The organism is Lactobacillus sp. UMNPBX6 (assembly GCF_002553975.1).
Lineage (GTDB): Bacteria > Bacillota > Bacilli > Lactobacillales > Lactobacillaceae > Lactobacillus > Lactobacillus gallinarum.
In genome coordinates this window covers 42,457-68,143 of the sequence record NZ_PCZD01000001.1, presented here as the reverse complement: position 1 = coordinate 68,143, position 25,687 = coordinate 42,457, and the positions used below count along the sequence as shown (strand labels likewise).

The 25,687-nt window shown below is 36.4% G+C and carries 19 protein-coding genes and 1 pseudogene; 3 read left to right on the top strand and 17 right to left on the bottom strand.

Going from position 1 to position 25,687, the window contains the following annotated elements; translation table 11 throughout:
• Nucleotides 1–35 precede the first annotated feature (35 nt).
• The 3 genes and pseudogenes from cls (at nucleotide 36) to cysK (ending at nucleotide 3,390) form a co-directional block, all read left to right on the top strand.
• Nucleotides 36–1,526, top strand: a complete 1,491-nt coding sequence (gene cls, locus CP357_RS00290; protein WP_098036255.1) for a cardiolipin synthase — start codon at nucleotides 36–38, stop codon at nucleotides 1,524–1,526.
• A gap of 129 nt (nucleotides 1,527–1,655) precedes the next feature.
• Entirely contained in the window at nucleotides 1,656–2,447 is a 792-nt protein-coding gene (locus CP357_RS00285) for a homoserine O-succinyltransferase (RefSeq protein ID WP_087176041.1), read from the top strand.
• 14 nt (nucleotides 2,448–2,461) lie between these two features.
• Nucleotides 2,462–3,390: pseudogene (gene cysK, locus CP357_RS00280) on the top strand (cysteine synthase A).
• Between the two features lie 99 nt (nucleotides 3,391–3,489).
• On the opposite strand, the gene CP357_RS00275 reads toward cysK, so the two are convergent.
• From CP357_RS00275 to CP357_RS00195, 17 genes are all read right to left on the bottom strand, one after another.
• Nucleotides 3,490–4,017, bottom strand: coding sequence for an adenine phosphoribosyltransferase (locus tag CP357_RS00275; RefSeq protein ID WP_025005950.1), 528 nt, complete (start codon nucleotides 4,015–4,017; stop codon nucleotides 3,490–3,492).
• A 104-nt stretch (nucleotides 4,018–4,121) separates the two neighbouring features.
• On the bottom strand, nucleotides 4,122–6,395 hold the full coding sequence (recJ, locus tag CP357_RS00270) for a single-stranded-DNA-specific exonuclease RecJ (protein ID WP_098036254.1): 2,274 nt from the start codon (nucleotides 6,393–6,395) through the stop codon (nucleotides 4,122–4,124).
• A gap of 119 nt (nucleotides 6,396–6,514) precedes the next feature.
• Nucleotides 6,515–7,204 carry a class A sortase gene (locus CP357_RS00265; protein WP_025005948.1) on the bottom strand — a complete coding sequence of 230 codons (690 nt, stop codon included), beginning with the start codon at nucleotides 7,202–7,204 and terminating at the stop codon, nucleotides 6,515–6,517.
• 2 nt (nucleotides 7,205–7,206) lie between these two features.
• Nucleotides 7,207–9,045, bottom strand: a complete 1,839-nt coding sequence (lepA, locus tag CP357_RS00260) for a translation elongation factor 4 (protein WP_098036253.1) — start codon at nucleotides 9,043–9,045, stop codon at nucleotides 7,207–7,209.
• Between the two features lie 106 nt (nucleotides 9,046–9,151).
• Nucleotides 9,152–10,306, bottom strand: coding sequence for a molecular chaperone DnaJ (gene dnaJ, locus CP357_RS00255; protein ID WP_025005946.1), 1,155 nt, complete (start codon nucleotides 10,304–10,306; stop codon nucleotides 9,152–9,154).
• 81 nt (nucleotides 10,307–10,387) lie between these two features.
• Nucleotides 10,388–12,247: a molecular chaperone DnaK gene (gene dnaK / locus CP357_RS00250; RefSeq protein WP_087176039.1), complete on the bottom strand. Its 1,860-nt coding sequence runs from the start codon at nucleotides 12,245–12,247 to the stop codon at nucleotides 10,388–10,390.
• A 16-nt stretch (nucleotides 12,248–12,263) separates the two neighbouring features.
• Nucleotides 12,264–12,845 (bottom strand): nucleotide exchange factor GrpE, encoded by a 582-nt coding sequence (grpE, locus tag CP357_RS00245; protein WP_098036252.1) that lies wholly within the window; start codon nucleotides 12,843–12,845, stop codon nucleotides 12,264–12,266.
• Between the two features lie 15 nt (nucleotides 12,846–12,860).
• Nucleotides 12,861–13,910, bottom strand: coding sequence for a heat-inducible transcriptional repressor HrcA (gene hrcA / locus CP357_RS00240; protein WP_025005944.1), 1,050 nt, complete (start codon nucleotides 13,908–13,910; stop codon nucleotides 12,861–12,863).
• A 166-nt stretch (nucleotides 13,911–14,076) separates the two neighbouring features.
• On the bottom strand, nucleotides 14,077–15,039 hold the full coding sequence (gene ribF / locus CP357_RS00235) for a riboflavin biosynthesis protein RibF (RefSeq protein ID WP_198995825.1): 963 nt from the start codon (nucleotides 15,037–15,039) through the stop codon (nucleotides 14,077–14,079).
• Between the two features lie 5 nt (nucleotides 15,040–15,044).
• Nucleotides 15,045–15,938 (bottom strand): tRNA pseudouridine(55) synthase TruB, encoded by an 894-nt coding sequence (gene truB, locus CP357_RS00230; protein WP_098036250.1) that lies wholly within the window; start codon nucleotides 15,936–15,938, stop codon nucleotides 15,045–15,047.
• A 50-nt stretch (nucleotides 15,939–15,988) separates the two neighbouring features.
• Nucleotides 15,989–16,354 carry a ribosome-binding factor A gene (locus CP357_RS00225; protein WP_025005941.1) on the bottom strand — a complete coding sequence of 122 codons (366 nt, stop codon included), beginning with the start codon at nucleotides 16,352–16,354 and terminating at the stop codon, nucleotides 15,989–15,991.
• A gap of 19 nt (nucleotides 16,355–16,373) precedes the next feature.
• Entirely contained in the window at nucleotides 16,374–18,977 is a 2,604-nt protein-coding gene (gene infB / locus CP357_RS00220) for a translation initiation factor IF-2 (protein WP_098036249.1), read from the bottom strand.
• 4 nt (nucleotides 18,978–18,981) lie between these two features.
• Entirely contained in the window at nucleotides 18,982–19,293 is a 312-nt protein-coding gene (locus tag CP357_RS00215; protein WP_025005939.1) for a ribosomal L7Ae/L30e/S12e/Gadd45 family protein, read from the bottom strand.
• Nucleotides 19,294–19,295: 2 nt separating this feature from the next.
• Nucleotides 19,296–19,592, bottom strand: coding sequence for an RNase P modulator RnpM (rnpM, locus tag CP357_RS00210; RefSeq protein WP_025005938.1), 297 nt, complete (start codon nucleotides 19,590–19,592; stop codon nucleotides 19,296–19,298).
• Nucleotides 19,593–19,600: 8 nt separating this feature from the next.
• Nucleotides 19,601–20,770, bottom strand: a complete 1,170-nt coding sequence (gene nusA / locus CP357_RS00205) for a transcription termination factor NusA (RefSeq protein WP_098036266.1) — start codon at nucleotides 20,768–20,770, stop codon at nucleotides 19,601–19,603.
• Nucleotides 20,771–20,789: 19 nt separating this feature from the next.
• Nucleotides 20,790–21,266 (bottom strand): ribosome maturation factor RimP, encoded by a 477-nt coding sequence (gene rimP, locus CP357_RS00200; protein ID WP_098036248.1) that lies wholly within the window; start codon nucleotides 21,264–21,266, stop codon nucleotides 20,790–20,792.
• 109 nt (nucleotides 21,267–21,375) lie between these two features.
• A complete protein-coding gene (locus tag CP357_RS00195; protein ID WP_098036247.1) occupies nucleotides 21,376–25,686 on the bottom strand; it encodes a PolC-type DNA polymerase III in 4,311 nt (1,436 codons plus the stop codon).
• Nucleotide 25,687 lies beyond the last annotated feature (1 nt).

Sequence of the window (25,687 nt, the reverse complement as noted above, 5' to 3'; positions counted from 1 at the left end):
TATCTATAACACTACTTACAAGGGAGTAATTACTTATGATTTTAACTTGGGATATAATTCGTAGAACTATTGAAGTACTATGGATTATTAACATTGCATTCGCTGTTTGGACGGTTTTTAGAAGTCGTCGCAGTGTTGTTGCAACTTGGGCATGGATGCTGGTATTAACTGTTTTGCCAGGTATTGGCTTTATTCTCTATCTCTTCTTTGGACGTCAGCTTTCACATGATGAAATTTTTGCTATTCAAGAAGAACAGAAAAAGGTGCAAAGACATTATTTAGCTGAACAGCGCGATATGCTTAAAGAACATGATCTTTTGCCTGAAAAAGAACGACTTCCACGGGTAAGAATGCTTTCAGAATTAAATCTTAACAATGATGATGCAATTTTAACTTTTGACAATCAAGTTAAGGTTTTTACCTCTGGGCCAGAGCTTTTTGATCAAATGATCCTTGATATTAAAAATGCTAAAAAATCTATTAGTTTGGAATTTTATACTTTTTATTCTGATCAATTGGGCAAGCGAGTTTTAAAGGCTCTAGAAGCGGCTGCAGCTAATGGTGCTAAAGTACGGGTGATTTATGATACTTCTGGATCACGTGGCACTAAGCCTGCTTTTTTTGACCATCTGCGTGAATTAGGTGGTGAGGTTCAACCATTCATTTCTACTTCCAAAAAGCACTGGTTTACTACACCTCGACTTAATTATCATTTGCATAGAAAATTGGTCATTATTGATCATCACATTGGTTATATTGGCGGATTTAATATTGGAGATCAATATGTTAATAAATCACCCAAATTTGGTCATTGGCGCGACACTCACTTGCGCGTAATTGGACAATCATCTGTTTTAATGGAAGTCCGTTTTGCAATGGATTGGAACACTTCAATCAGAAGAACTAATTTACCTAAATTTGAATTAAAAGAACTCAAATCATTTAGAGTTAACCGCAAGGACATTAATGATAGTAAGAATGTAGCAATGCAGATTGTTTCCTCAGGTCCCGACAACCAACACTATGGAATTAGGCGAGGCTACCAGGGAATCATTGCAGGAGCCAAAAAATATATCTATATTCAAACGCCTTATTTAATTCCTGAAGAATCAATTCTTGAAGCTTTAATTATTGCTGCTAATAGTGGAATTGATGTGCGAATTATGATCCCATGTATGCCTGATCACCCATTTGTTTACCGAGCTACGGAATATTATGCTAAATACTTAGTAGCTCACAATGTTAAAGTTTATAAATATAATGATGGCTTTATTCATGCTAAAACGATGGTGAGTGGCTCTAATATTTCTTCAGTTGGTTCTGCCAATCAAGACTTCCGGAGTTATACATTAAACTTCGAAGTAAATTCATTCAATTATAATCCTGCCCTAACTCAAGAATTAAAAGAAATTTTTGAAAAAGACTTAGATAAATGTACTCTTTTAACTAATGAATACTTCGCCAAACAGTCTTCATGGTTAAAATTCAAACAATACTTTTCAAGATTATTATCACCTATTTTTTAAAACGAAAAACCCTTTATCAGTATATATGATAAGGGATTTTGTTTTCTAAATAATGCAGTTTTATTTCTTTACTTATTTTTTATAAGCTATATAATGGTATTAACTATTAAAAAGTAAGGAGGATAAAACTTGGCTAATAGAGTAAAACTAGGCGTTTTGAATTTAATGCATGATAAGTTAGATACTCAACAAAGATTTGCACATGTTTTACCAGACGCAGACCTGACTTTCTTTTACCCACGTATGCATTATCAAAATCGTCCTGTTCCACCCGAAGTTGCTAAAATTTCTCAACCATTAGATCTTAATCATATCCAAGATTTCGATGGCTTTATTATTACTGGTGCTCCGTTAGATCACCTGGATTTTGAGCAAGTCACCTATATCGAGGAAGTCCGATGTTTGCTTCAGTTATTAGATAAATACAAATTACAGCAATTATATTTTTGCTGGGGCGCAATGGTAGCTTTAGATTACTTTTACGATATTCAAAAAAGAATTTTGGCGGAAAAAATCTTTGGTACTTTTCCTCACTTAATAATCGAACCAAATTCCTTATTAAATGGTCTTAGCCAAGGATTTATTGCTCCACATGCTCGTTACGCTGAAATGGACAAAGCACAGACTATGCAAGATCCACGCTTAACTATTAATTCAGTAGACGACAACGGCCATCTATTTATGGTATCTTCTTTAACAAAATCAGAGCAAAATTTCGTTTTCTCTCACATTGAATATGATCGTGAAGGTTTAAAGAAGGAATATGAAAGAGAAATTGCCGCACATCCAGAGCGACATTACAAAAGGCCTGAAAATTATTCATTATCTGCTCCACTTTTTCAGTGGAAAGATACTCAAAAAATATTCTTTGATAATTGGTTAACCCAGGTCAAAAAAAGCAAATTAGTGTTAGATAAATAAGAGAGGTATACATTATGTCTACAATTTTTAATTCAGTTACAGAACTTATCGGAAACACCCCATTACTTAAGCTAAATCGTGTTGTCCCTGACGATGCGGCAGATGTTTACGTAAAGTTGGAATTTGAAAATCCAGCTGGTTCAATTAAAGATAGAATTGCTTTAGCCATGATTGAAAAAGCAGAACGAGATGGTATTTTAAAGCAGGCGGTACAATCGTAGAACCAACTTCAGGCAATACTGGTATTGGTTTGGCTATGGTTGCCGCAGCTAAAGGTTATCATATTATCATTGTGATGCCGGAAACTATGAGCGTTGAGCGTCGTAAATTGATGAAGAGCTACGGTGCTGAACTCATTTTGACACCAGGTGCAGACGGTATGAAGGGCTCAATTGCCAAGGCTGAAGAACTCGTTAAAGAACAAGGTTACTTCATGCCAATGCAATTTAATAATGCTGAAAACCCTAATATTCATGAATTAACTACAGGACCGGAAATTATTGCTGCAATGAACGGAATTGGTAAATCAATTGATGCATTTGTAGCTGGTGTTGGTACTGGTGGTACTTTATCAGGAATTGGACATGCTCTTAAACGTGAAAATTCAGCTACTAAGGTATTTGCATTAGAACCAACTGAATCTCCATTATTAAAAGATGGTAAGACTGGGAAACATGGTATTCAAGGAATTGCCGCTGGTTTCATCCCTAAGAATTTAGATAAGAATATTTACGACGATGTTGTCACTGTTTCTACTGATGAAGCAATGGCTACTGCTCGTGAAGTCGCTAAAAATGAAGGATTCTTACCTGGTATTTCAGCCGGTGCAAATATTCATGGTGCAATTGAAATTGCTAAAAAATTAGGTAAAGGACATACTGTCATTACCGTAGTTCCAGATGGCGGCGATCGTTACCTTTCAACTGCATTATTTAATGATTAAATCTTAATATTATGAAAAATACTCCTAAGGGAATTTCCCCTAGGAGTATTTTTTAATTTCTGTTGATTTTGCATCAATAATTAATGATGCATGATTATTTTATGCACCGTGATATTGAACAAGTGAGTAAATATCAACATCAGGCAACTTTTCTCTACCCTTTAAATCAGGTAATTCAATATAAAATGCGGCACCTACAAGCTTACCACCAAGATTTTCAATTAATTCCTTAGAAGCTCTTAAAGTACCTGCTGTGGCCATTAAATCGTCACAGATAACAACTCTTTGACCAGGCTTAATTGCATCCTTATGCATTTCAAGGCTATTTGAACCGTATTCCAAGTCATATGAAGCACGTTCAACTTCTCTTGGCAACTTGTGTGGCTTTCTTGCTGGGACAAAGCCTAAGCCTAACTCAGTTGCAACAGGACAGCCTACAATAAAGCCACGTGCTTCAGGACCTACGATCACATCTGCCTTTCTACTCTTTGCATATTCTGCCAATTCATGAGTAGCAGCACGATATAAATCACCATCTTGCAAAATAGGTGTAATATCGCGAAAGACAATTCCCTTATTAGGAAAGTCCTTAACACTTGCAATATACTTACTAAAATCAATCGCCATAAGAAGAAAAACCTCCATAATTATCTGTGTTTGTATTCAAACACTTTTGACTTGTATATTTTACCAAAGATTTGTTATAAAAGCACTGAAATCTTGATATTTATCTACTTTTTTACAAAATTATTAACATATGTAATCAATTTTTGAGTAGGCATCGTCCTCAGTTGATTAATAAACTTAATTTGAGATTCCGTCGCCATTAAATATTTAGAAGCAGTCAAGGGTTGCTTTTTTGGATTAGATTCACCGACCAATTTTTGATCATCCAATTTAACAAAGCCTAATTCAAAGAATACTCGTAAAATAAACAACACACTATCATAATCCAAGCCTAAATAAGGTGCTACAGTTCGATAGTCGTCAGGCTTCAATGCAGGATGGGCATATATATACTTTAATACCTTGCCAAAATAACTTTTTGCAGGAATATGCTCTACAGGTAATTGATCCAATAAAAAGCGTAAATAGATTTGTTGATAATCTTTTTCTAAAGCAGTATTCAATTCTACTTGATTGCGTGGTACATCAAGTAAAGCAACTGTTTCACCAGATTGATCATAATCTTGGACCAAGCTAATCTTATCATCATCAATTTGAAGTCGATTTTTAACGATCGGAATATTCTTTTTATCAAACAGCAAATAGCGATCTGCAAAGCCCATGACAAATTTTTCCTGTCTTAAGTCGATCACTGACGTTGGAACTGCTAACTTTGGGGATGCGAATGCTATCCCTTCTATAATGCCTTGCAAAGATACCTGCTTACGATAGGTATTTAAAGACAAAGTAACGAAAATTTTAGCAATAAACGGCAATAGATTATTATTTAAATAGTCTTTATTAAAGCCCACAATTGCTAAACTACCGTCTTTTTTATTAGCCGTTAATTTAACGTGATTCTTATCTTTCCCTATTTTGAAAAAATTAGTAATAGTTGGATCCGAAATACTGAAAATTGGTTGCGGATCTCCAGTGCCAAATGGTCCAACTTGATTAATCTGAGCTAAAGTTTGAGGCGATAAACCATGCATAGGCAATTCCATATCATACTCTTTAGTCTCTAATCCACCTTCAACGTGAAAATCAGCCTCAAACTTTTCTCGCAGAGCACTTACTTTATCTTCTTCCATGGATAAACCACAAGCAAAATCATGACCACCAAATTTAGTCAGCAAACTCTCTTTTAAAGGATTAAGGGCATCAAAAAGATTGAAGCCAGTAAATGAACGACCTGAACCTTTAATCTCCCCTTCATCATTTTTAGTTAAAACGATAGTTGGCTTATGTAATTTTTCCACTATTTTATTAGCGACCAGACCCAAAACGCCCTCATGAAAATCAGGATCATATAAGACCAAAGTATTTTGCTTCTGCCAACTATTTTCACGAATTAATTCCATACAGCGATCATAAACTTCAGTAGTTAGCTCTTTGCGCTTATTATTTAAATCTTCAATCTGATCAGCAATTTTCTGAGCCTCAAGATCATCATCACTAAGCAAAAGTTGTACCGCTAAATTTGCATTAGCTAAGCGCCCCACTGCATTAAGCCGAGGAGCAATATTAAAGCCAACATCTGTTTCATTAATCGTTCCTAGCGTTAATCCAGCATTTTTGATCAGAGCTCTTAAACCAGGTCGCTCGGTTTGATTAAGCACATCTAAACCGCGCTTCACAATAATGTGACCTTCACCCGTCACTTTAACCATATCACCAATGGTGCCAATCATTGCTAAATCTAGCAATTCTGGTACAGGATCCTGCATAAGTTCACGGCAAATTGTGTAAGCCACGCCTGCACCACAATAGTCATCGAAAGGATATTTTTGTCCGGGGTAATTACAATGAACTGTTGCATAGGCATCGGGTTTAGATTCTTGAAAAGTATGGTGATCGGTAACAATCGTATCAACGCCATTATTTTTAGCATATTCAACTTCTTCAATTCCAGTTACGCCGTTGTCTACAGTAATGATTAACTTAGTACCATCAGCCACGATATCCTTATAGCGATCAAGATTTGGGCCATATCCATCTTTAAAACGGTCTGGTATAAAGTAATGAACATCTGCACCTAAAATACTCAGCGTCTCAGTCATAATTGTAGTGGCCGTGATACCATCAGCATCATAATCACCATAAATGGTAATCTTTTCGCCATTATCAATTGCTTGATTAATTCGATCGACCGCTTTATCCATATCATGCATCAAAGTTGGATCGGCTAAGTTTTCTTCGGTTGCGTTAAACCAAAAATCTAATTTTTCATCTGTATTAATACCACGTAATGCAAAAAGCCGTGCTGAGATTGGGCTAAGTTGATATTTTTCTATTAAATCTGGCGCTAATTCTTCAGCTGTTCTTTGTTGCCACTTCATTACTTTCAAAACACCTTACATTTCATAAAAATTAAAAGGCACTCATAATTGAGTGTCTTTATTGAAAAATCTAATTCTTATTCTAACGCAAATTTTGTTTGCATAAAAGTTCGAAGATTTTACTTCATTTTGAAGACTCGAAGATTCTCTGCGTTAGCCTTTTCCGTTTTAATCAAATTACCACGAATAGCCCAACGATTTGCACCACCATCAGCACAAGTAATTAAGGTCACTATCTTTTTCTTAGTATTATTAACTAACCAAACGGCTGATGGATCAACAACTTTTTTCATATAAATTCGGTAAACATAAACCTTCTTTAAATTAGTAAGGTAAATCAATTCACCTTTCTTGACATCCTCTAGTGGTGAGAAAAGAATACCTTTAGCAGTCATATAGTGACCAGCTAATGGATAGTTACCTTCACCCATTTTTTGGTCAGCACGCATTGTACCGCCACCGGTGGACATAGCATCGTCTGACATCCCTAGCATTATTGGTAAATGCATATTTACATCAGGAATAGCTAAAGCACCAATTGCACCTGAAGTCTTTTTTATCTGCGATCTCGTAGCTCGAGCCATATCCATCGACTTTACTTTACTAAAATCATACATTCCTTTTTTACGTTGATTTTTTTCAACTTCTTTTTTAGTCAAGCCGGTTAAAGTCGATTGCTGATTATGACTAATCATGTGATTGCTAATCTGCTTGTTAAAGATGAGAACAAGACCAACAATTAACAAAATGATCGCTAGAATTCTAATGACGATCGTGCTAATACTTGTTTTATGTTTATTTTTTGCCATAATTACTTACCTTTGATATCATCGTCATTCATCTTAAGTACTGCCATAAAGGCGTCTTGTGGCACTTCTACCCTACCAACTGCCTTCATTCGTTTCTTACCACGCTTCTGTTTTTCCAAAAGCTTGGCACGACGGTCTGGGTCACCGGTATGGATCTTCCAAGTAACATCTTTACGATATGGCTTAATGGTTGCACGCGAAATAATCTTAGCACCAATCGCACCTTGAATATCAACTTCAAAGTTTTGACGTGGAATTAACTTCTTAAGCATAGAAGTCATTTGACGTGCACGGTCTTGTGCTTCAGATCTATGAGCAATGAAACTCAAAGCATCGATTGGCTCTTTATTAAGCAAGATATCAATCTTAACCAAATCAGTTGAACGATATCCGGTAATTTCATAGTCAAGAGAAGCATACCCCTTAGTTGAAGACTTCAAATCATCAAAGAAGTCAAAGATAATTTCAGCTAATGGCATATTGTAAATTACATTAACCCGATACTTATCAAGGTAGTCCATAGTAACAAATTCACCACGTTTGCGTTGGCACAATTCCATTACTGGGCCAACGAAATCATTCGGTACCATAATTTCTGCTTTAACATAAGGTTCTTGTACTTCTTGATATTCACCGGCATCTGGTAAATCAGATGGATTATCAATTACCTTAGTAGATCCATCATTCATAATTGCGTGGTAGTCAACACTTGGAGCAGTCATGATTAACCCTAGATCAAATTCTTGCTCAAGTCGTTCTTGCACAACATCCATATGAAGCAAACCTAAGAAACCACAACGGAATCCAAAACCTAAGGCAGTTGAAGTTTCAGGTTCAAATTCCAAAGCAGCATCATTTAACTGCAACTTTTGCAAAGCTTCCTTTAAATCATCGTAATCTCGGTTGTCAACTGGATACATACCGGAATAAACCATCGGTGGAATCTGACGATAACCTTCTAATGGTTCCTCAGTTTGATTAGTTGCATCAGTAATGGTATCACCAACACGAGTTTCACGAACTGATTTAATATTGGCAGTGATATAACCTACATCCCCGGCAATTAAAAGATCTTTCTTAATTGGATGAGGACTTGAAACACCTACTTCGGTTACTTCATATTCCTTTCCGGTGTTCATAATCTTAATTTTATCGCCAGGCTTAACTACACCGTCTTCAATTTTGACAGACATAACAACACCGCGATAATCATCGTACTTGGAGTCAAAAATCAAGGCTTTAAGTGGTGCTGTAATATCACCAGATGGAGCAGGAATATCCTTTACTACCTTTTCCAGCATATCTTCGATGCCTTGGCCTGTTTTACCTGAAACTTCGGCAGCTTCTGAAGCATCCAAGCCTAACATTTCTTCTATTTCTTCCTTAGTTTTAGGAATATCTGCTGAAGGTAAGTCAATCTTATTAATGACAGGCAAAATTTCCAAGTCATCATCAATAGCCAAATAAGTATTGGCTAAAGTCTGCGCTTGCACACCTTGAGAAGCATCAACAACCATTAAAGCACCTTCACAGGCTGCAAGTGATCTTGAGACTTCGTAAGAGAAGTCTACGTGCCCAGGTGTATCAATTAAGTGGAAAATATAATCTTCTCCATCCTTAGCATGATATTTAACTTCAACGGAGTTCATCTTAATAGTAATACCACGTTGACGTTCAAGTGGCATGTCATCAAGCATTTGATTTTTAAGTTGGCGCTGACTTACTGTATCAGTTAATTCTAGAATTCTATCAGCGATCGTAGATTTACCATGGTCAATATGGGCAACTATGGCAAAATTACGAATATGCTTTTGATAATCTTTTAATTTTTCTAAATCCATAAATTTATTCACCCTTTACTATCCTTAATATTATAGCAAAGGTCCTTAATCTTATAAAACGAATAGATATACAAAAATGACATTGCCTGATGCAATGTCATTTTTCTTAATCTTCACCACTTAATTTGTCTTTAAGTCGTTCAAAAAATCCTTTTTCTTTTGGTGTAATATCTCCGCCACCATCATGAACAAAGTCAGTCAAATCTTGCTTTTGCTTTTCATTGATATGCTTTGGAATCACGATATTAATTGTAATAATTTGATCACCATTACCATTTCCGCGAAGATATGGTACACCCTGTCCGCGAAGAGTAAACTTCTTATTTGGTTGAGTACCAGCTGGAATAGTTAATTTTTGATCACCATGGACAGTTTTAACAGTAATTTCATCACCTAATGTAGCTTGAGCAAATGAAATTGGAACATCAGTATAAATGTTTTGACCACGACGTTGGAAAATCTTAGATGGTTTAATACGGTAATTAATATACAAATCACCGTAAGGTCCGCCGTTTATACCAGCCTCACCTTGGCCTTGATAGCGAAGTTGTTGGCCATTATCAATACCTGCTGGAATATCAACTTCAATAGTATTCTTTCCTTGAACAGTACCTTTACCACCACAAGTCTTACATGGGTGTTCAATGATTACACCGCGACCATGACATTTATCACAGATGGTTTGACGACGAATCATCCCTAACATAGATTGCTGAGTAACAGTCATATAACCTGTACCGTGACATTTATCACAGGTAATTGGGTGAGTGCCTTTTTCACAACCATTGCCGCCACAAGTACCACAGGTTTCACTACGAGTATAGCTAACTTGCGTCTTCTTGCCTTTAATCGCATCCATAAAGTCAATAGTCAAAGTATAGTCTAAATCTTGACCACGTTGTGGAGCAGTCGGATCTACTCTTTGTTGTCTTCCTTGACCAAAGATATCACCAAAAATGTCGCCAAAATCACCAAATCCAGAAGTATCAAATCCAGCACCGCCAAAGCCTTGGCCAGCGCCACCAAAACCACCTTGGCCATTTACACCAGCGGAGCCAAATTGATCATATTGTGCACGCTTTTGCTTATCATGCAAAACTTCATAAGCTTCGTTAACTTGTTTATATTTTTCTTCAGCACCAGGTTCATGGTTCAAATCTGGGTGATATTTTTTAGCTAACTTTCTATATGCTTTACTAATTTCTTGGTCACTGGCGTTACGATCTACGCCAAGCACTTTATAATAATCTTCTTGTGCCATTAATTGAACTCCTTATATTTTCAAAAGAAAAGAACTACTCAATGGGTAGTTCTTTTCTCCTTTTGTTTAATTATAAACCCATTACTTGTTTGGATCTACCTTATGGAATTCACCATCTTGGGCACCACCATTGTTACCACCTTGTGGGCCATTTTGTGGACCTTGAGGACCGGCTTGTGGGCCAGCTTGACCTGCAGCACCTTGTGCTCCACCGTTTTGTTGGTAAAGCTTAACTGCTAAATCTTGTGCAGCCTTTGATAAAGCATCCTTCTTTTCCTTCATTTCGTCCAAGTTGTTGTCCTTTTGAGCCTTCTTCAAAGCTTCAAGAGCATCTTCAACTGGCTTACGGTCACTATCAGAAAGCTTATCCTTAGTGTCCTTCAAAGTCTTATCAGTAGTAAAGATTAATTGATCAACTTCATTTCTAAGATCAACTTCTTCTTTACGCTTCTTGTCTTCTTCAGCATGTTCTTCAGCGTCTTTTTGCATACGCTTGATTTCTTCATCTGACAAACCGGATGAACTCTTAATAGTAATCTTTTGTTCCTTACCAGTACCCATATCCTTAGCAGATACATTTACGATACCGTTCTTATCGATATCGAAGGTAACTTGAATTTGTGGAACACCACGTGGTGCTGGTGGAATATCAGTTAATTCAAAGCGACCAAGGGTCTTATCATCTGCAGCCATTGGACGTTCACCTTGCAATACGTGGACATCTACTGCTGGTTGGTTATCTGCAGCAGTTGAGAAGATTTGACTCTTTGAAGTTGGGATAGTAGTGTTTCTGTCAATTAACTTAGTGAAGACACCACCCATGGTTTCAATACCAAGTGACAATGGAGTAACATCAAGCAAAACGATGTCCTTAACGTCACCTGAAATAACACCACCTTGGATAGCTGCACCTAAGGCAACAGCTTCGTCAGGGTTGATTGAGTGGTCGGGTTCTTTCCCAGCCCATTCCTTAACAGCCTTTTGAACTGCAGGAATACGGGTTGAACCACCGTTTAAGATAACCTTATCGATATCGTTTACAGTTAAACCAGCATCCTTTAATGCATTGTCAAATGGTACCTTAGTCTTTTCAACTAAGTCACTAGTCAATTCATCAAACTTAGCACGGGTAAGGTCAGCTTCAAGGTGTAATGGACCAGCTTCACCAGCAGAAATGAATGGAAGTGAAATGTGAGTTGAAGAAACACCTGACAAGTCTTTCTTAGCCTTTTCAGCAGCATCCTTCAAACGTTGCATAGCCATCTTGTCCTTAGACAAGTCAACGCCATTTTCATCCTTAAAGTTCTTGATCAACCAATCCATGATACGGTTATCAAAGTCATCACCACCAAGGTGAGTATCACCGTTAGTTGATAATACTTGGAAGACACCGTCACCTAATTGAAGAACGGAAACATCGAAAGTACCACCACCAAGGTCGTAAACTAAGACCTTTTCATCTTGGTCTTTGTTTAAACCGAAGGCTAATGCTGAAGCAGTAGGTTCGTTGATAATTCTTTGTACATTCAAACCAGCGATCTTACCAGCATCCTTAGTAGCTTGACGTTGTGCATCATTAAAGTAAGCAGGAACAGTGATAACTGCATCAGTTACCTTTTCACCTAAGTAATCTTCTGAGAACTTCTTGATGTATTGTAAAATAAATGCAGAAATTTCTTGTGGTGTGTATTCCTTGTCACCAACCTTAACCTTGTAATCTGCTTCACCCATGTGACGCTTAATTGAAACAATAGTGTTAGGGTTAGTAATAGCTTGACGCTTAGCTACTTCACCAACTTGAATTTCACCATCTTTAAAAGCTACTACAGATGGAGTAGTACGGTTACCTTCTGGGTTAGTAATAATCTTTGGTTCTTTACCTTCAAGAACTGCAACTGCTGAGTTAGTAGTTCCGAGGTCAATACCAATAACTTTTGACATGTATAAACTTCCTCTCCTATTGAGCAACTACAACCATTGCTGGTCTTAGTGTCCGATCTTTATATTGATATCCTTTTTGTAAAACCTGAACAACGTGATCTTTTTGATCATCATTTTCGGCTGCTACAGTTTGAACAGCTTGATGCAATGTCGGATCAAATTTTACGTCTTCAGCTTCAATCTCAACGATGCCATGTTCTTTCAATGCTTTAGCTAATGAATCAAGCGTCATCTTAACGCCCTTCTTCAGTTGCTTGGAAACATCATCATCGGCTTCTACGCTTAAAGCTCTCTCCAAATTGTCTACAGCAGGCAAAATATCTTTAGCTAAGCTTTGAGATTCATACTTAATAAGTTGAGCTCTTTCTTTTGAATAGCGATTTTGCATATTTTGAATTTCTGCTTCGCTACGAAGATACTTATCTTCAAGCTCCTTATTCTTATCTTTTAAATCAGCCAATTCTTTAGCTAATTTTTCATCATGTTTATCATTTTTTGCTTCCTTACCTTCAGTTGCCTTTTTCTTAACATCCTTAGGTGTTGAAGCATTTTCTTTTTCATCTAAATTCTTTTCACTAGGAAACTCTTCTTTACTCACGGCTAACCTCCTCTATTATTGAAATTTACCGTAATAATCAAGTAACTTCTTGGCTAATTCATTTCTGAAGTATTCTAGAAGCCCTATCATTTGAGAATACGGCATATTTGTTGGCCCAAGTAAAGCTATTGTTCCTTTACCATGGGAGCCGACACTATATTCAGCTGTCAGCAAACTATAATTTTTTAATAAATCATTCGGCAATTCAGATCCTAACTTTACCTTAACTGGGTATTTTTCAGTCTTAGGATCAGCCTTAATATTCATCAAATTAGAAAACAAATTATCTCGATCAATTAATTCATAGAGTGAACGTATATCATTTACATTATTCTCAGTTGTATTGTTCAATAGATTAATTTGTCCATCAACATACATCTGCTCACTAGCCGCATCTTTTAACACGTCTTCAACTAAGCTAAATAATTCGTTAGCATGATCACTACCTAATTCGTTTTTAGCAAGTTCACTTAGCAATGAAACATTAATTTCCTTTAAACTCTTGCCAACTAATTGGTCATTAATCATTCGAACCGCTTTTTCAATTTCTTCACCATGAATATTATGTGGTAAAGCATAAACTTGATTTTGGACATTGCCATCACTCGTCACTAGAATTGCCATCACTTGTCTAGAAGACAGGGGAACAATCCTAAAACCTGTAATTTTAACATCCCTACTCTCAGGTCCTTCAGCAAAAGCAGTGTAATTAGTTAAATCAGATAAAATGCGTGCTGCTTCTTGTACGATTTCATTCACCTGATGAAAAGGTCGATCTAATTGTGTCCCAATCGTGTTATAAACAGACTCTGGCAACTGAAGCGGTTCAACTAAATTATCAAGATAATAACGATATCCATCACTTGACGGAATTCTTCCGCTAGAAGAGTGTGTCTTCTCAATTAAGCCTTGATCTTCTAGGACCGCCATTTCATTTCGAATAGTAGCGCTTGATACTTTAATTGGTAACTGCTTCATCACCGTCTTAGAGCCAACAGGCTCATGCGTTTGTGTGAAGTCTGTAATAATTGTTTTTAAAATAAGCTCTTGACGCTCGGTCAACATAATAATCGCCCTCACTTTTAGCACTCGTAATTCTCAGGTGCTAACAATTAATATGATACTATAAATTAGCAGAAAAACAAGAGGAGTGCTAAAATTTCTTCAAATTATTTTAAAAAATAAAAACTGAAGAACTTCGTTCAAAATTGCTAAGTTCTTCAGCTTCTCGTTACGCATTACTTCGTGCTTCTTGTGCAAAATAATGTTCAATTTCTATTTGGTCTTTCTCTAATTGTTTTTTCAATTCTTCAAGGCCGCTAAATTTAATTTCGCCTCTAGTATATTTATACCATTTAATTTTTATTGGCTGATCATAAATATCCTGTTTAAAATTAAATATATATGATTCAATAAAAATTTGTTCAGGTTGGCCAATCGTTACATTATAACCGACACTAGTCATAGATTCATACCACTTTCCAGCTACCTGCGTTTTAGTGGCATATACTCCTATTTTCGGAATTACCTTATGACTAGCCCAAACTAAATTAGCTGTTGGGAAGCCTAATTTATGGCCATTTCTTTTACCATGACCAACGATCCCGCTCATCACATAATGGTGACCCATTAATTGAAAAGCTAATTCCATCTTACCTTCCCTAATTGCCTGTCTAATTTCAGTTGAACCTATTTTTTTACCATTAAAAATCTGCTTAGGCATAACGACAATTTCAAATCTATCCTTCGCAAATTTTGGTAAATTCTTCATATTAGCAGTCTCTTTAGGACCATATGTATAATCAAATCCAGCTACTACTGTATCTGCATTGAGTTTAATTATTACATTATCTACAAAATTCTGTGCATCTATCTCGCTAAACTTTTTAGTAAATGGCATTACGGCTAGATAATCTACACCTAGTTCTGCCATTTTATCTGCCTTTTCATCTAAAGTTTCTAAATACTTAAAGTCTTTTTTGGCAGCATAAATTTCCTTCGGATGACGATCAAAAGTTAATACTACTAATGGTAATTTCTTTTGATCAGCTATTTTTTTGGCTTTATTGATTAAGCGTTGATGACCTAAATGAACGCCGTCAAAAAAACCTAAGGCTAGAATAGTTTTTGAAGATATGATATTTTCGCTAACTGGATAAGTTAAATGAATGATTTTCACAACTAATCCCTTCATTTCAGTTATTCATTTTGAATCAACATTAAACTTGGGCGATATAATTTTCCCTTATTCTCATAAATCGCCTTGACTTTTTTATTGTACCTTAATGCGACTTTTTTAGCATCTATTTCTAACGAAATACCTGCTCCATTTTTCACTTTAAGCCATTTTCCTTCACTTAGATCAACTTGAGGATAGTCTTTAAAGAAAGCGTCAATTGGTTGAATCAATTCTGCAGCTTTTTCAGGATTCTCTTCAATTTCACTTAACTTAACGGCCTGAGAAATATCAAAACCTGAGCTAGCTACTCTTCTTAAGTAAGTCATAACTGCTGGGCAATTCATTTTCTCGCCCAAATCATTTACTAAGGATCTAACATATGTACCTTTACTACATTTAATTTTAAAATCAAATTCTTCTTGTCCATCTTTTTCATTGAATGTAGGTTTATTGGTTAAATCATATTGTAAAATATCAACTTTACGTTTTGGTCGCTCTACCTCAATACCTTCTCTAGCATACTCATATAAATGCTTACCATTTACCTTTACGGCTGAGTAAATTGGTGGTACTTGTTCTATTTCCCCTAAAAACTCATTCATATGATTCTGAATATCTTCAGAAGTAAATGCCTTGGTTAACTTGGTCTTTTTCAAAACTGTGCCAGTTGAATCATAACTGTCAGTGGCATATCCAAAAAGACCACTACCAATATATTCTTTAGGTCTAGTATGCATAAGTTCAATCAGTTTAGTTGCTTGTCCAATTGCAATAGGTAATACACCTGTTACCTCGGGGTCAAGTGTACCCGCATGTCCAATTTTTCGGATATGCAGAGCTTTGCGTAAATGATAAACTACATCAGCACTAGTCATCCCTTTATCTTTATCGATAACTAAAATTCCATTTAACATAAATAATCCTTTTCTATCTAAACGAAAAAAGCGCCTAAACGGCGCTTTTTTTATTTACTTGCCCGTTCAGCATCTTGCTTTTTAACTTCTGCAATTAAACGGTCAATTTTACTACCATATTTTACTGAATTGTCTCGTTTAAAAATTAATTCAGGGACTTTATAAACGGTTAAAGTTTGTCCTAATAAGTGACGCATCATACCTTTAGCCTTTTCTAGTCCTTCTTGAACTTCTTTTTCCTTATCGGCATTTTCAGTTAAAAGACTATAGTAAACAGTTGCATATGAAAGATCATTCGTACATTCCACTGCAGTGATAGTTACTTCACTCAAACGAGGATCACGAATATTCTTTTGTAAAATTTTGGTTAATTCACGAAGAATTTCTCCTTCAACACGACCAATTCTATGCTTCATGTTTGCCTCCTAAAAATTATTACTTAGGTTCAACTTGTTGCATTTCGTAAACTTCGAATTCGTCGCCGACTTTAATATCGTTGTAGTCTTTGATAGTTAAACCACAATCGTTACCTTGCTTAACTTCTTTGGCATCATCTTTAAATCTCTTAAGTGAAGCAATTTCACCATCGTATTTAACAATACCATCACGAATAACTCTAATTTTGGCGTTATTCTTAACCAATCCCTTATCAACAAAGGAACCAGCAATAGTACCAACCTTAGATACTTTCCAAGTTTCACGAACAGTAAGGTTACCGATAACCTTTTCTTCGTAAGTTGGTTCAAGCATACCCTTCATGGCTGCAGTCACATCATCAATTGCCTTGTAGATGATACTGTACAAACGAATGTCGACGCCTTCAGTTTCAGCTTGACTCTTAGCAGTTGCAGTTGGACGAACATTAAATCCAATGATAAATGCATTAGAAGCACCGGCTAAGGTTACGTCTGACTCATTAATAGCACCTACACCTGAGTGAATGATGTTAACACGAACGCCTTCAACTTCAATCTTTTCAAGAGATTGTTGCAAAGCTTCAACAGAACCTTGAACATCAGCCTTCAAGACAATGTCAACTTCCTTCATATTCTCCTTCTTCATAGTATCGAAGAGGTTATCGAGAGTGACATGTTGAACATTTTCACGAGACTTTTGCAAAGCTTGTTGTGCTCTAGCTTCACCAACTGAACGTGCTGTCTTTTCATCCTTAAATTCAACTAATTTATCAGCTGATTCTGGAACGTCATTCAAACCAGTAATTTCAACTGGTTCAGATGGAGTAGCCTTTTTAACTTGACGACCACGATCGTTAGTCATAGTACGAACACGGCCAAAAGTATCACCAACAACAATTGGATCACCAACATTTAAAGTACCTTGTTGAATCAAAACGTCGGCTACTGGTCCACGACCACGTGATAAGCGAGCTTCAATTACAGTACCAATTGCCATTTCTGTTGGGTTAGCCTTAAGTTCCATCACATCAGCTTGAAGCAAGATCATTTGTAATAAATCATCAACATTTTGACCAGTCTTAGCTGAGATATTTATAAAGATGGTGTCACCACCGTAATCTTCAGGAATTAAATTATATTTCATCAATTCTTCAGTTACGTGTTGTGGGTTAGCACCTGGCTTATCCATCTTGTTAATTGCTACAATAATTGGAACATTGGCGCTCTTAGCGTGGTCAATAGCTTCAACAGTCTGTGGCATAACACCATCATCGGCTGCAACAACTAAGACAACAATATCAGTAATTTCAGCACCACGTGCACGCATGTTTGAGAAGGCTGCGTGTCCAGGAGTATCTAGGAAAGTAATCAAGCGGTCATCAAGACGAACTTGGTAAGCACCGATCTTCTGGGTAATACCACCAGCTTCATGAGCTGAAACATGGGTATGACGCAAACGGTCAAGCAAAGTAGTTTTACCATGGTCAACGTGCCCCATAATAGTAACTACAGGTGGACGCTTAACTTGATTCTTAGACTTCTTAGAAGCTTCCATTCTCTTGTCATAAAGAGTATCAATATCAGAAATATCTTCATGAACCTTTTGCTTAGCATTAATACCGTATTCAGCTGCTAATAATTCGATGGTATCCTTATCCAAAGATTGGTTTTGGTTAGTCATCACACCAAGCATGAATAATTTCTTAACAATTTCAGCTGGTTCACGGTGAATCAACTTACCAATGTCTTGAGCGTTCATACCTTCTTCATATATTAAAGTTTCTGGTAATGGACGTTCCTTACGCTTAGTAGGTTGCTTCTTTGGCTTTTGTTCTTGTTGACGTTTCTTATTCTTACGACGTTTTCTTTCTGAACGATCAGAATGTTCATTATGATTATTAAAGAATTGGTTCTTACCTTTACGTCCTGGCTTACCCATATTCTTACCGCGACCATTGCCACGTTTTTCATCTTTAGGAGGCTCAGGAATAGAAACCTTCACTGCAGGCTTATCATTTGTTGAAGGTTGATTCTTCTTCAAACGTGCTGGAGATGGTTTCAAAATCTTTGGACCAATAATTTTTTTCTCTACTGATTCTGACTTCTTAGTATTGTTTTCTTTGTTAGTTTTCTTCTTATTATTCACTGGTTGTTCTTTTTTCGGATGTCTCAATTGTTCGTGATATTCTTTTTTAGCTTTTTGTGCTTCTCGATTAAGCAGGCCTTCCTCTGCACGTTGCTTTTGCTTAAATTGTTGCAACAAAGCAGCTGCTTTTGGCTTACCTGAATTTGAGTTATGATCGCGATCATTTCTATTTTTGCGATTGCGATCATTATTATTTTGACGACGCTTATTGTTACGTCTTCTAGGCTTCTTTGAACCTGCATTATCTTCTTGTTTCTTTTCGTTCTTACGAATAGAAGAAACAGAGATCTTTATTTTATTGTTTTTCTCAGCGGGAGCGGAGTTTTGGAAACTACCTTTTAATTTTGCAACTTGTGCATCATCTATTGATGACATATGGTTCTTTATATCGAAGCCCAATTCCTTTGCTTTTTGGACTACAACTTTATTATCGACGCCCACTTCTTTTGCGACTTCATAAATTCTTTTCTTTGCCATCCAATCACACTCCTTCATTTATTTTTTTAATCAATGCCTTGGTAAAACCGACATCGGTTAATCCTAAAACTTTACGTTTTTTGCTGATAGCTTTGGAAATCTCATCAGCTGAAAATAAGTTTATTATAGGAACATTAACTTTTCTGGCAGCACGATCAACTTTTTCAGCGGTGTTGTCTTGAACGTCACACGCCATGATGACCGCGGTGATTTTTCCTTTGTTAAGCTTGGCAATCACAGTTTCTGTCCCAGTAATTAATTTACCAGCTCGCTGTGCTAAACCTAACAAATTAATCGCTTTTTGTCTATTTTGCAAACTTATTTATCACCAAACAATTCTTTTCTTGCTTTTTGATGATCAACATATGAATAAAGCTCGTCATAAAAACTATCTGGAACCTTAGCCCCTAAGCTACGATCTAAAATATGCTTTTCTTTAGCGGCTTTAATCTTGGTTGGATCAAGTGAAACATATGCGCCGCGTCCTGCTTTTTTGCCAGTAGGATCAACAGCAATATTCTTTTCTTTATCGATTACGACACGTACCAACTCTTTTTTAGGTTGCATAGTGTCGGTTAATAAATCCTTCCGCATTGGGATTTTTCTTTTTTTCAAAAAATCACCTATTCTTCAGTATTATCTTCGCTTGAACTTTCTTCTACCTGTGTAGCTGCTTTATCTGTATCAACTGAACTATCCTCATCAGATTCAGTATCAGCAGATTTGGCTGCAGTGTCTGACTCTTCATCAACAAATTCTACTTCAGATTCTGGACGAATATCAATCTTATAGCCTGTTAAGCGAGCAGCAAGACGTACATTTTGTCCCTTCTTACCAATAGCAAGTGACAATTGGTAATCTGGAACAATTACTAATGCACTCTTTTCTTCTTCATTATCACCAAATTGAACAGCAATTACTTCTGCTGGATTCAATGCATTAGCAATAAAGTCAGAAGGATCTTCTTCGTACTTAACGACATCAATATTTTCGCCACCAAGTTCATTAACAACATTTTGAACACGGGCACCCTTTTGACCTACACAAGTACCAACTGGATCAATGTTAGGGTCATTTGACTTAACAGCCATCTTAGTACGGTCGCCAGCTTCACGGGCAATTGATACAATTTCAACAGTTCCATCATAAATTTCAGGAACTTCTTGTTCAAATAATCGCTTGACAACATCAGGTGCAGTTCTTGAAACAACGATTTGTGCACCCTTAGAATCTGAGCCAACATGAGTTACAAGTACACGAATTTGATCTTGTGGGTTGTAAACTTCATTTGGCATTTGGTCACGTTGAGGCATCACAGCTTCAACATTGCCAATATTAACATATACAAAACGATTATCACGTCGTTCAACAGTACCTGTAACTAATTCATCTTCATATTGAGAATATTCGTCAATAATATGACTTCTTTCTGCTTCACGAAGACGTTGCATAATAACTTGCTTAGCAGTTTGAGCAGCAATTCGACCAAAGTTCTTTGGTGTAACTTCAAATCGAATTTCATCCCCAACTTCATAAGCACGATTAATTGCCAAGGCGTCTTTCAAACTAACTTCAAGACGGTCATCTTGTACTTCATCAACGACTGTCTTAACAGCCATTACCTTGAAGTTACCTCTTCTTTCATCGAAGTCAACTTCAACGTTTTGTGCTTGATTATAATTTTTCTTGTATGCAGCTACCAAAGCGGCCTTGATTGCATCAACAATAACATCTTGTTTAATGCCCTTGGTCTTTTCCAAGGTAGCAAACGCTTCTAGCATTTCTTTAGACATAAGTTTTTGATCAACCTTTCTAAAATTCAATTGCAAAACGAATCTTTGCAATTAACTTACGAGGGATAGTTAATTTCTTTCGTCTTGTTTTATCTTTTACTTCTAATACAATCTCATCATTATTATAGGATTTAAGCGTACCTTCATACACTTTTTTGTCCTCAATTTTTTGATAAAGACCAATATGAACATAATCATTCAGTGCTCTCTCCCAATCAGCTTCAGTCTTAATAGGGCGTTCAGCACCTGGAGATGATAACTCTAAAACATATGGATCAGGAAGCGGATCAGGATCAATTGTATCAAGTTTTTCAGAAACCAATTCACTTAAAGCCGCAATTTCATCGATATCGATACCATTGGGCTGACGATCAACATAAATTCGTAAATAGTTTTGACCTTTTTCCTTAACGTATTCCATATCAACTAACATGTCGCCATGCTCGTCAATAATTGTTTCGACAACTGGACGAACAAGATCTATAACTTTAGACAAAAAATTTCCTCCGTAATAAAAAGAGTGAGCATTACTGCTCACTCGAATTTACCTATTCGAACTCCTCTATTAGTATACCATGTTTTACATAACAATGTAATAATAACTCCTAGAAAAGTGATAATTGATTTTCATCGGGCATACCTTCCAGTACGCCATTGTCTTCGAAATAATTCATGATTGTTTGTGAAACTTTGCCGCGTTTTGCTAAATCTTCTTTAGATAAGAATTTCTTTTCAGCACGCGCAGCGACAATTTGCTTAGCCGCATTGTCACCTAAACCAGGAACCGCATTAAATGGTGCCAAAATAGTATGCTTATCTAAAATCTTGAAATCCGTAGCTTCTGATTGATCAATATCAACCATTTTAATTTTAATGCCGCGTTCAAGACATTCGTTAGCAATTTCCAAAACTGTCAATAAACTTTTATCTTTGGCTGAAGCATCGTTTCCTTTATCTTGAATTTCTTTCATTGCAGCTTTAACAGTGTTTTTACCATGACTCATTGCAACTAAATCAAATAAATCAGCACGCACTGAGAAATAAGCAGTGTAATAAATTTCTGGATAATATACTTTAAACCAGGCGATACGTAAAGCCATTAAAATATAAGCAGTGGCGTGAGCTTTAGGGAACATGTACTTAATCTTTAAACAAGAAGGAATATACCAATCAGGAATATTTTTATTCTTCTTCAAAATTGCCATATTTTCATCACTAATACCACGTCCGTGACGAACAGACTCCATAGTTGAAAAGGCAACTTCTGGTTTAACTCCCCAGTGAATCAAGTCCATCATAATGTTATCACGACAACCAATAACATCCTTTAATTTGCAAGTACCGTTATTGACTAAATCTTCTGCATTTCCTAACCATACATCGGTACCATGTGACAAACCAGAAATCTGCAATAATTCCGCAAAAGTTGTTGGTTTAGTTTCTTCAAGCATCCCTCTAACAAAACGTGTACCAAATTCTGGAACACCTAAAGTACCTGTTTCTGATTGGATTTGTTCTGGTGTTACTCTTAGAATTTTAGGACTTGAGAAAAGAGACATAACACCAGGATCATCCGGTGGAATAGTCAATGGATCAATTCCTGAAAGATCCTGCAAGTGACGAATCATGGTTGGATCATCGTGACCCAGAATATCGAACTTCAAAATATTATCGTGAATTGAGTGGAAGTCGTAGTGTGTAATTAACCATGCTGCATTAACATCATCAGCTGGATAAGATACAGGAGTAAAATCATAAATATCCATGTCATCAGGAACTACAACAATACCAGCAGGGTGCTGACCTGTAGTTCTTTTTACTCCACGAATACCACTAGCCAGGCGATCCAATTCCGCATTTCTAGCTTTCAAATCACGCTCTTCATCAAAGTGTTTTGCATAACCATATGCAGTCTTATCTGCAACTGTCGCAATAGTTCCGGCACGATAAGAATTATCTGGACCGAACATTACTCGAATAAAGTTATGCGCAACTGGTTGATAGTCTCCTGAGAAGTTCAAATCGATATCAGGAACTTTATCCCCATGGAAGCCTAGGAAAGTCGCAAACGGAATATCCTGTCCATCTTTAACTAAAGGCGTTCCACATTTTGGACAATTCTTATCAGGTAAGTCAAATCCAGAACCATATTCACCATTTTCAAAGAATTGCGAATATTTACACTTAGGACAACGATAATGTGGTGCAAGTGGATTAACTTCCGTAATTCCTGACATAGTAGCTACCAGACTGGAACCTACAGAACCACGAGAACCTACCAAGTAACCATCTTTATTTGACTTGGCCACCAGACGTTGAGAAATCAAGTAAATAACCGCATATCCATTAGAAATAATAGAATTTAATTCTAGATCAATTCTGTCTTTTACGATTTTAGGCAACGGCTTGCCATAAAGTTCATACGCCTTATCATAAGTTAACTTTTTCATTTCTTCATCAGCGTGTTCAATATGAGGTGGATATAATCCATCCTTAATTGGCTGAATCTCAGAAATTTCATCAGCAATCTTATTTGTATTATCAATAACGATTTCTTTGGCTACATCTTCACCTAAGAAACTAAATGCATCAAGCATTTCCTGAGTTGAATAAAAGTGCAAATCAGGTTGCGGTTTATTTCTATTTGGATTAGATCGTTGCGCTGAAATTAAAATAGTTCGGTAAATAGCATCATGTGGTTCAACATAGTGTGCATCTCCTGTTGCAACAACAGGCTTATTCAATTCTTTACCTAACTTATAAATATTCCCAATAATTTCTTCAAGTTGTGCTTCATCTTTAATTAATCCATCCTCGATTAATTGAGAATAATTTGCAGGAGGTTGTACTTCCAAAAAGTCATAAAACTTAGCTTTTTCTCTAGCCTCGTCATAACCTTTCTGCATCATTGCTACAAAGACATCACCTTGCCAACAACCTGAGCCATAAAACAGACCTTCATGCAAACGAGCTAAATCTGATTTAGGAGTACGCGGAATTCGATAAAAGTCTTTCGTACTTGCTATTGAAACTAGTTTGTATAAATTCTTTAATCCCTTTTGATCTTTAGCCAAAATCGTCATGTGAGATGGTCGAGCTCGCTTATAAACCTCACCATGTGCAGCATAACCATTTAAGTTATTCAAATTATCTTCATTATATTTTTTCTTAAATGCATCTAGCAGCTTATACATTAAGTAACCAGTTGCTTCCGCATCTTGATTAGCTCTATGGTGATGTTCCAAGGAAACATTATATTTTTTGGCTAATGAATCCAAAGTATGACGGTTCTGTTCAGGGTGAAGCAAACGAGAAACTTCTAGCGTATCGACAACTGGTTGTGTGATTTCACTAAGACCAGATCTTCTTAAAGCGGCATTAACAAAGCCGACATCAAATTGAACATTGTGTCCACATAAAGGACGATCACCATAAAAGTCTTGGAATTGCTTAATAACTACATCTTCATCATCAGCAGCACTAACCATCTCATCCGTAATTGAAGTTAAATTAATGGTTTGTTCACTCAAAGGATGGTGTGGGTTAATGAATTTATCAAAACGTTCAATAACTTCGCCGTTTTTCATCTTAACAGCACCAATTTCAATAATAGTGTCATAAACAGATGAAAGACCAGTAGTTTCAACGTCGAAAATAACAAATTCACGATCTTCATAAGTCATTGGAGCTGGATTGATAACCAATAATGCATGGTCATCTATCATATTCGCTTCAACACCATATAAGATTTTTGTGCCTGTAGCTTTACCTGTACTATAAGCTTCTGGGAAGGACTGAACATCACCATGATCTGTAATAGCGATAGCCTTCTGACCAAATTTTTTAGCAGTTTTAATAAAATCACTTGGTGCATTAGTTGCATCTAATTGACTCATATTAGTGTGCAAATGAAGTTCTACTCTCTTTTGCTCACCCTCATATTTTTCCGTTCGTCCGATATGTTCAACTGTTTCAAAGCTGCTAATGTTGAATACTACATCATGTACCCATTGATCATCGATTGCTGAACCTTGCATTTTAGCCCAAGTACCAGGCTTAATTGCAGCCATTTGCTCAATTTGTTCCTTATTTGAAGCAAATTTCTTAAACGCAATTGAATCACTATAGTCAGTAATTTCACCTGTAAAAATTACTGAACCGTTTTTCAATTCTCTACTTTCAATATTGAAAATATTACCTTCAATTACAACATTTCGAGTACCATCTTCAACATCTTGAATTTGCGTAATCGGAGCATTTTCATCTAGTTTTCGATTGCCATAACTAGTACGCTTGGTTTGGTACTGCTGCTTTGGTTTAGGCTTCGGCTTTTCCGGAGTATTGTTAAAAGCCTCCTGCATACTTTTTTCATGTTCATGCTGAAGCTCTTGCAAACTTTCTAAACTGTTTTGTAAATTAGTTTGATCGACTTCGGTTATAAATTTTAAATTAAAGAAACCAAAGTCACGCATCTCTTCAGCCAAATCATCTAAAGCCTTTTGTTCGATTAATCCATCAATTACATTGTTATCTACTGGAATAACCCAACGACCATTTTCTTTTTTAGGTTTTTGTCCAGCTAAAAATTCTCTAGCGACGGGAGATAAAGTATTTGAATTCTGTACCGCATAATGCCAGTAATCTGGCAAGTATTGGTCAGAACCATCACCTGTACCAACAAAAAATCTTACATTTACAAATGCTGAAAAAGTTTCTTCTATTGCTTTTCTTAATGCTACATAAGTGTCATATTTCAAAGGAGTATCAAAAAAAACATGGATATCCCACCTATGTTCTTTAGCGTAAACATCCACGTTTTCAACCTTTCCCTTTTGAAGAAGATCATTATCTTCAAAACTATCAGGGAAATGAACTTGTTTGAGCAATTTTAAGAAAAGATCATTTTTATTTGCCACA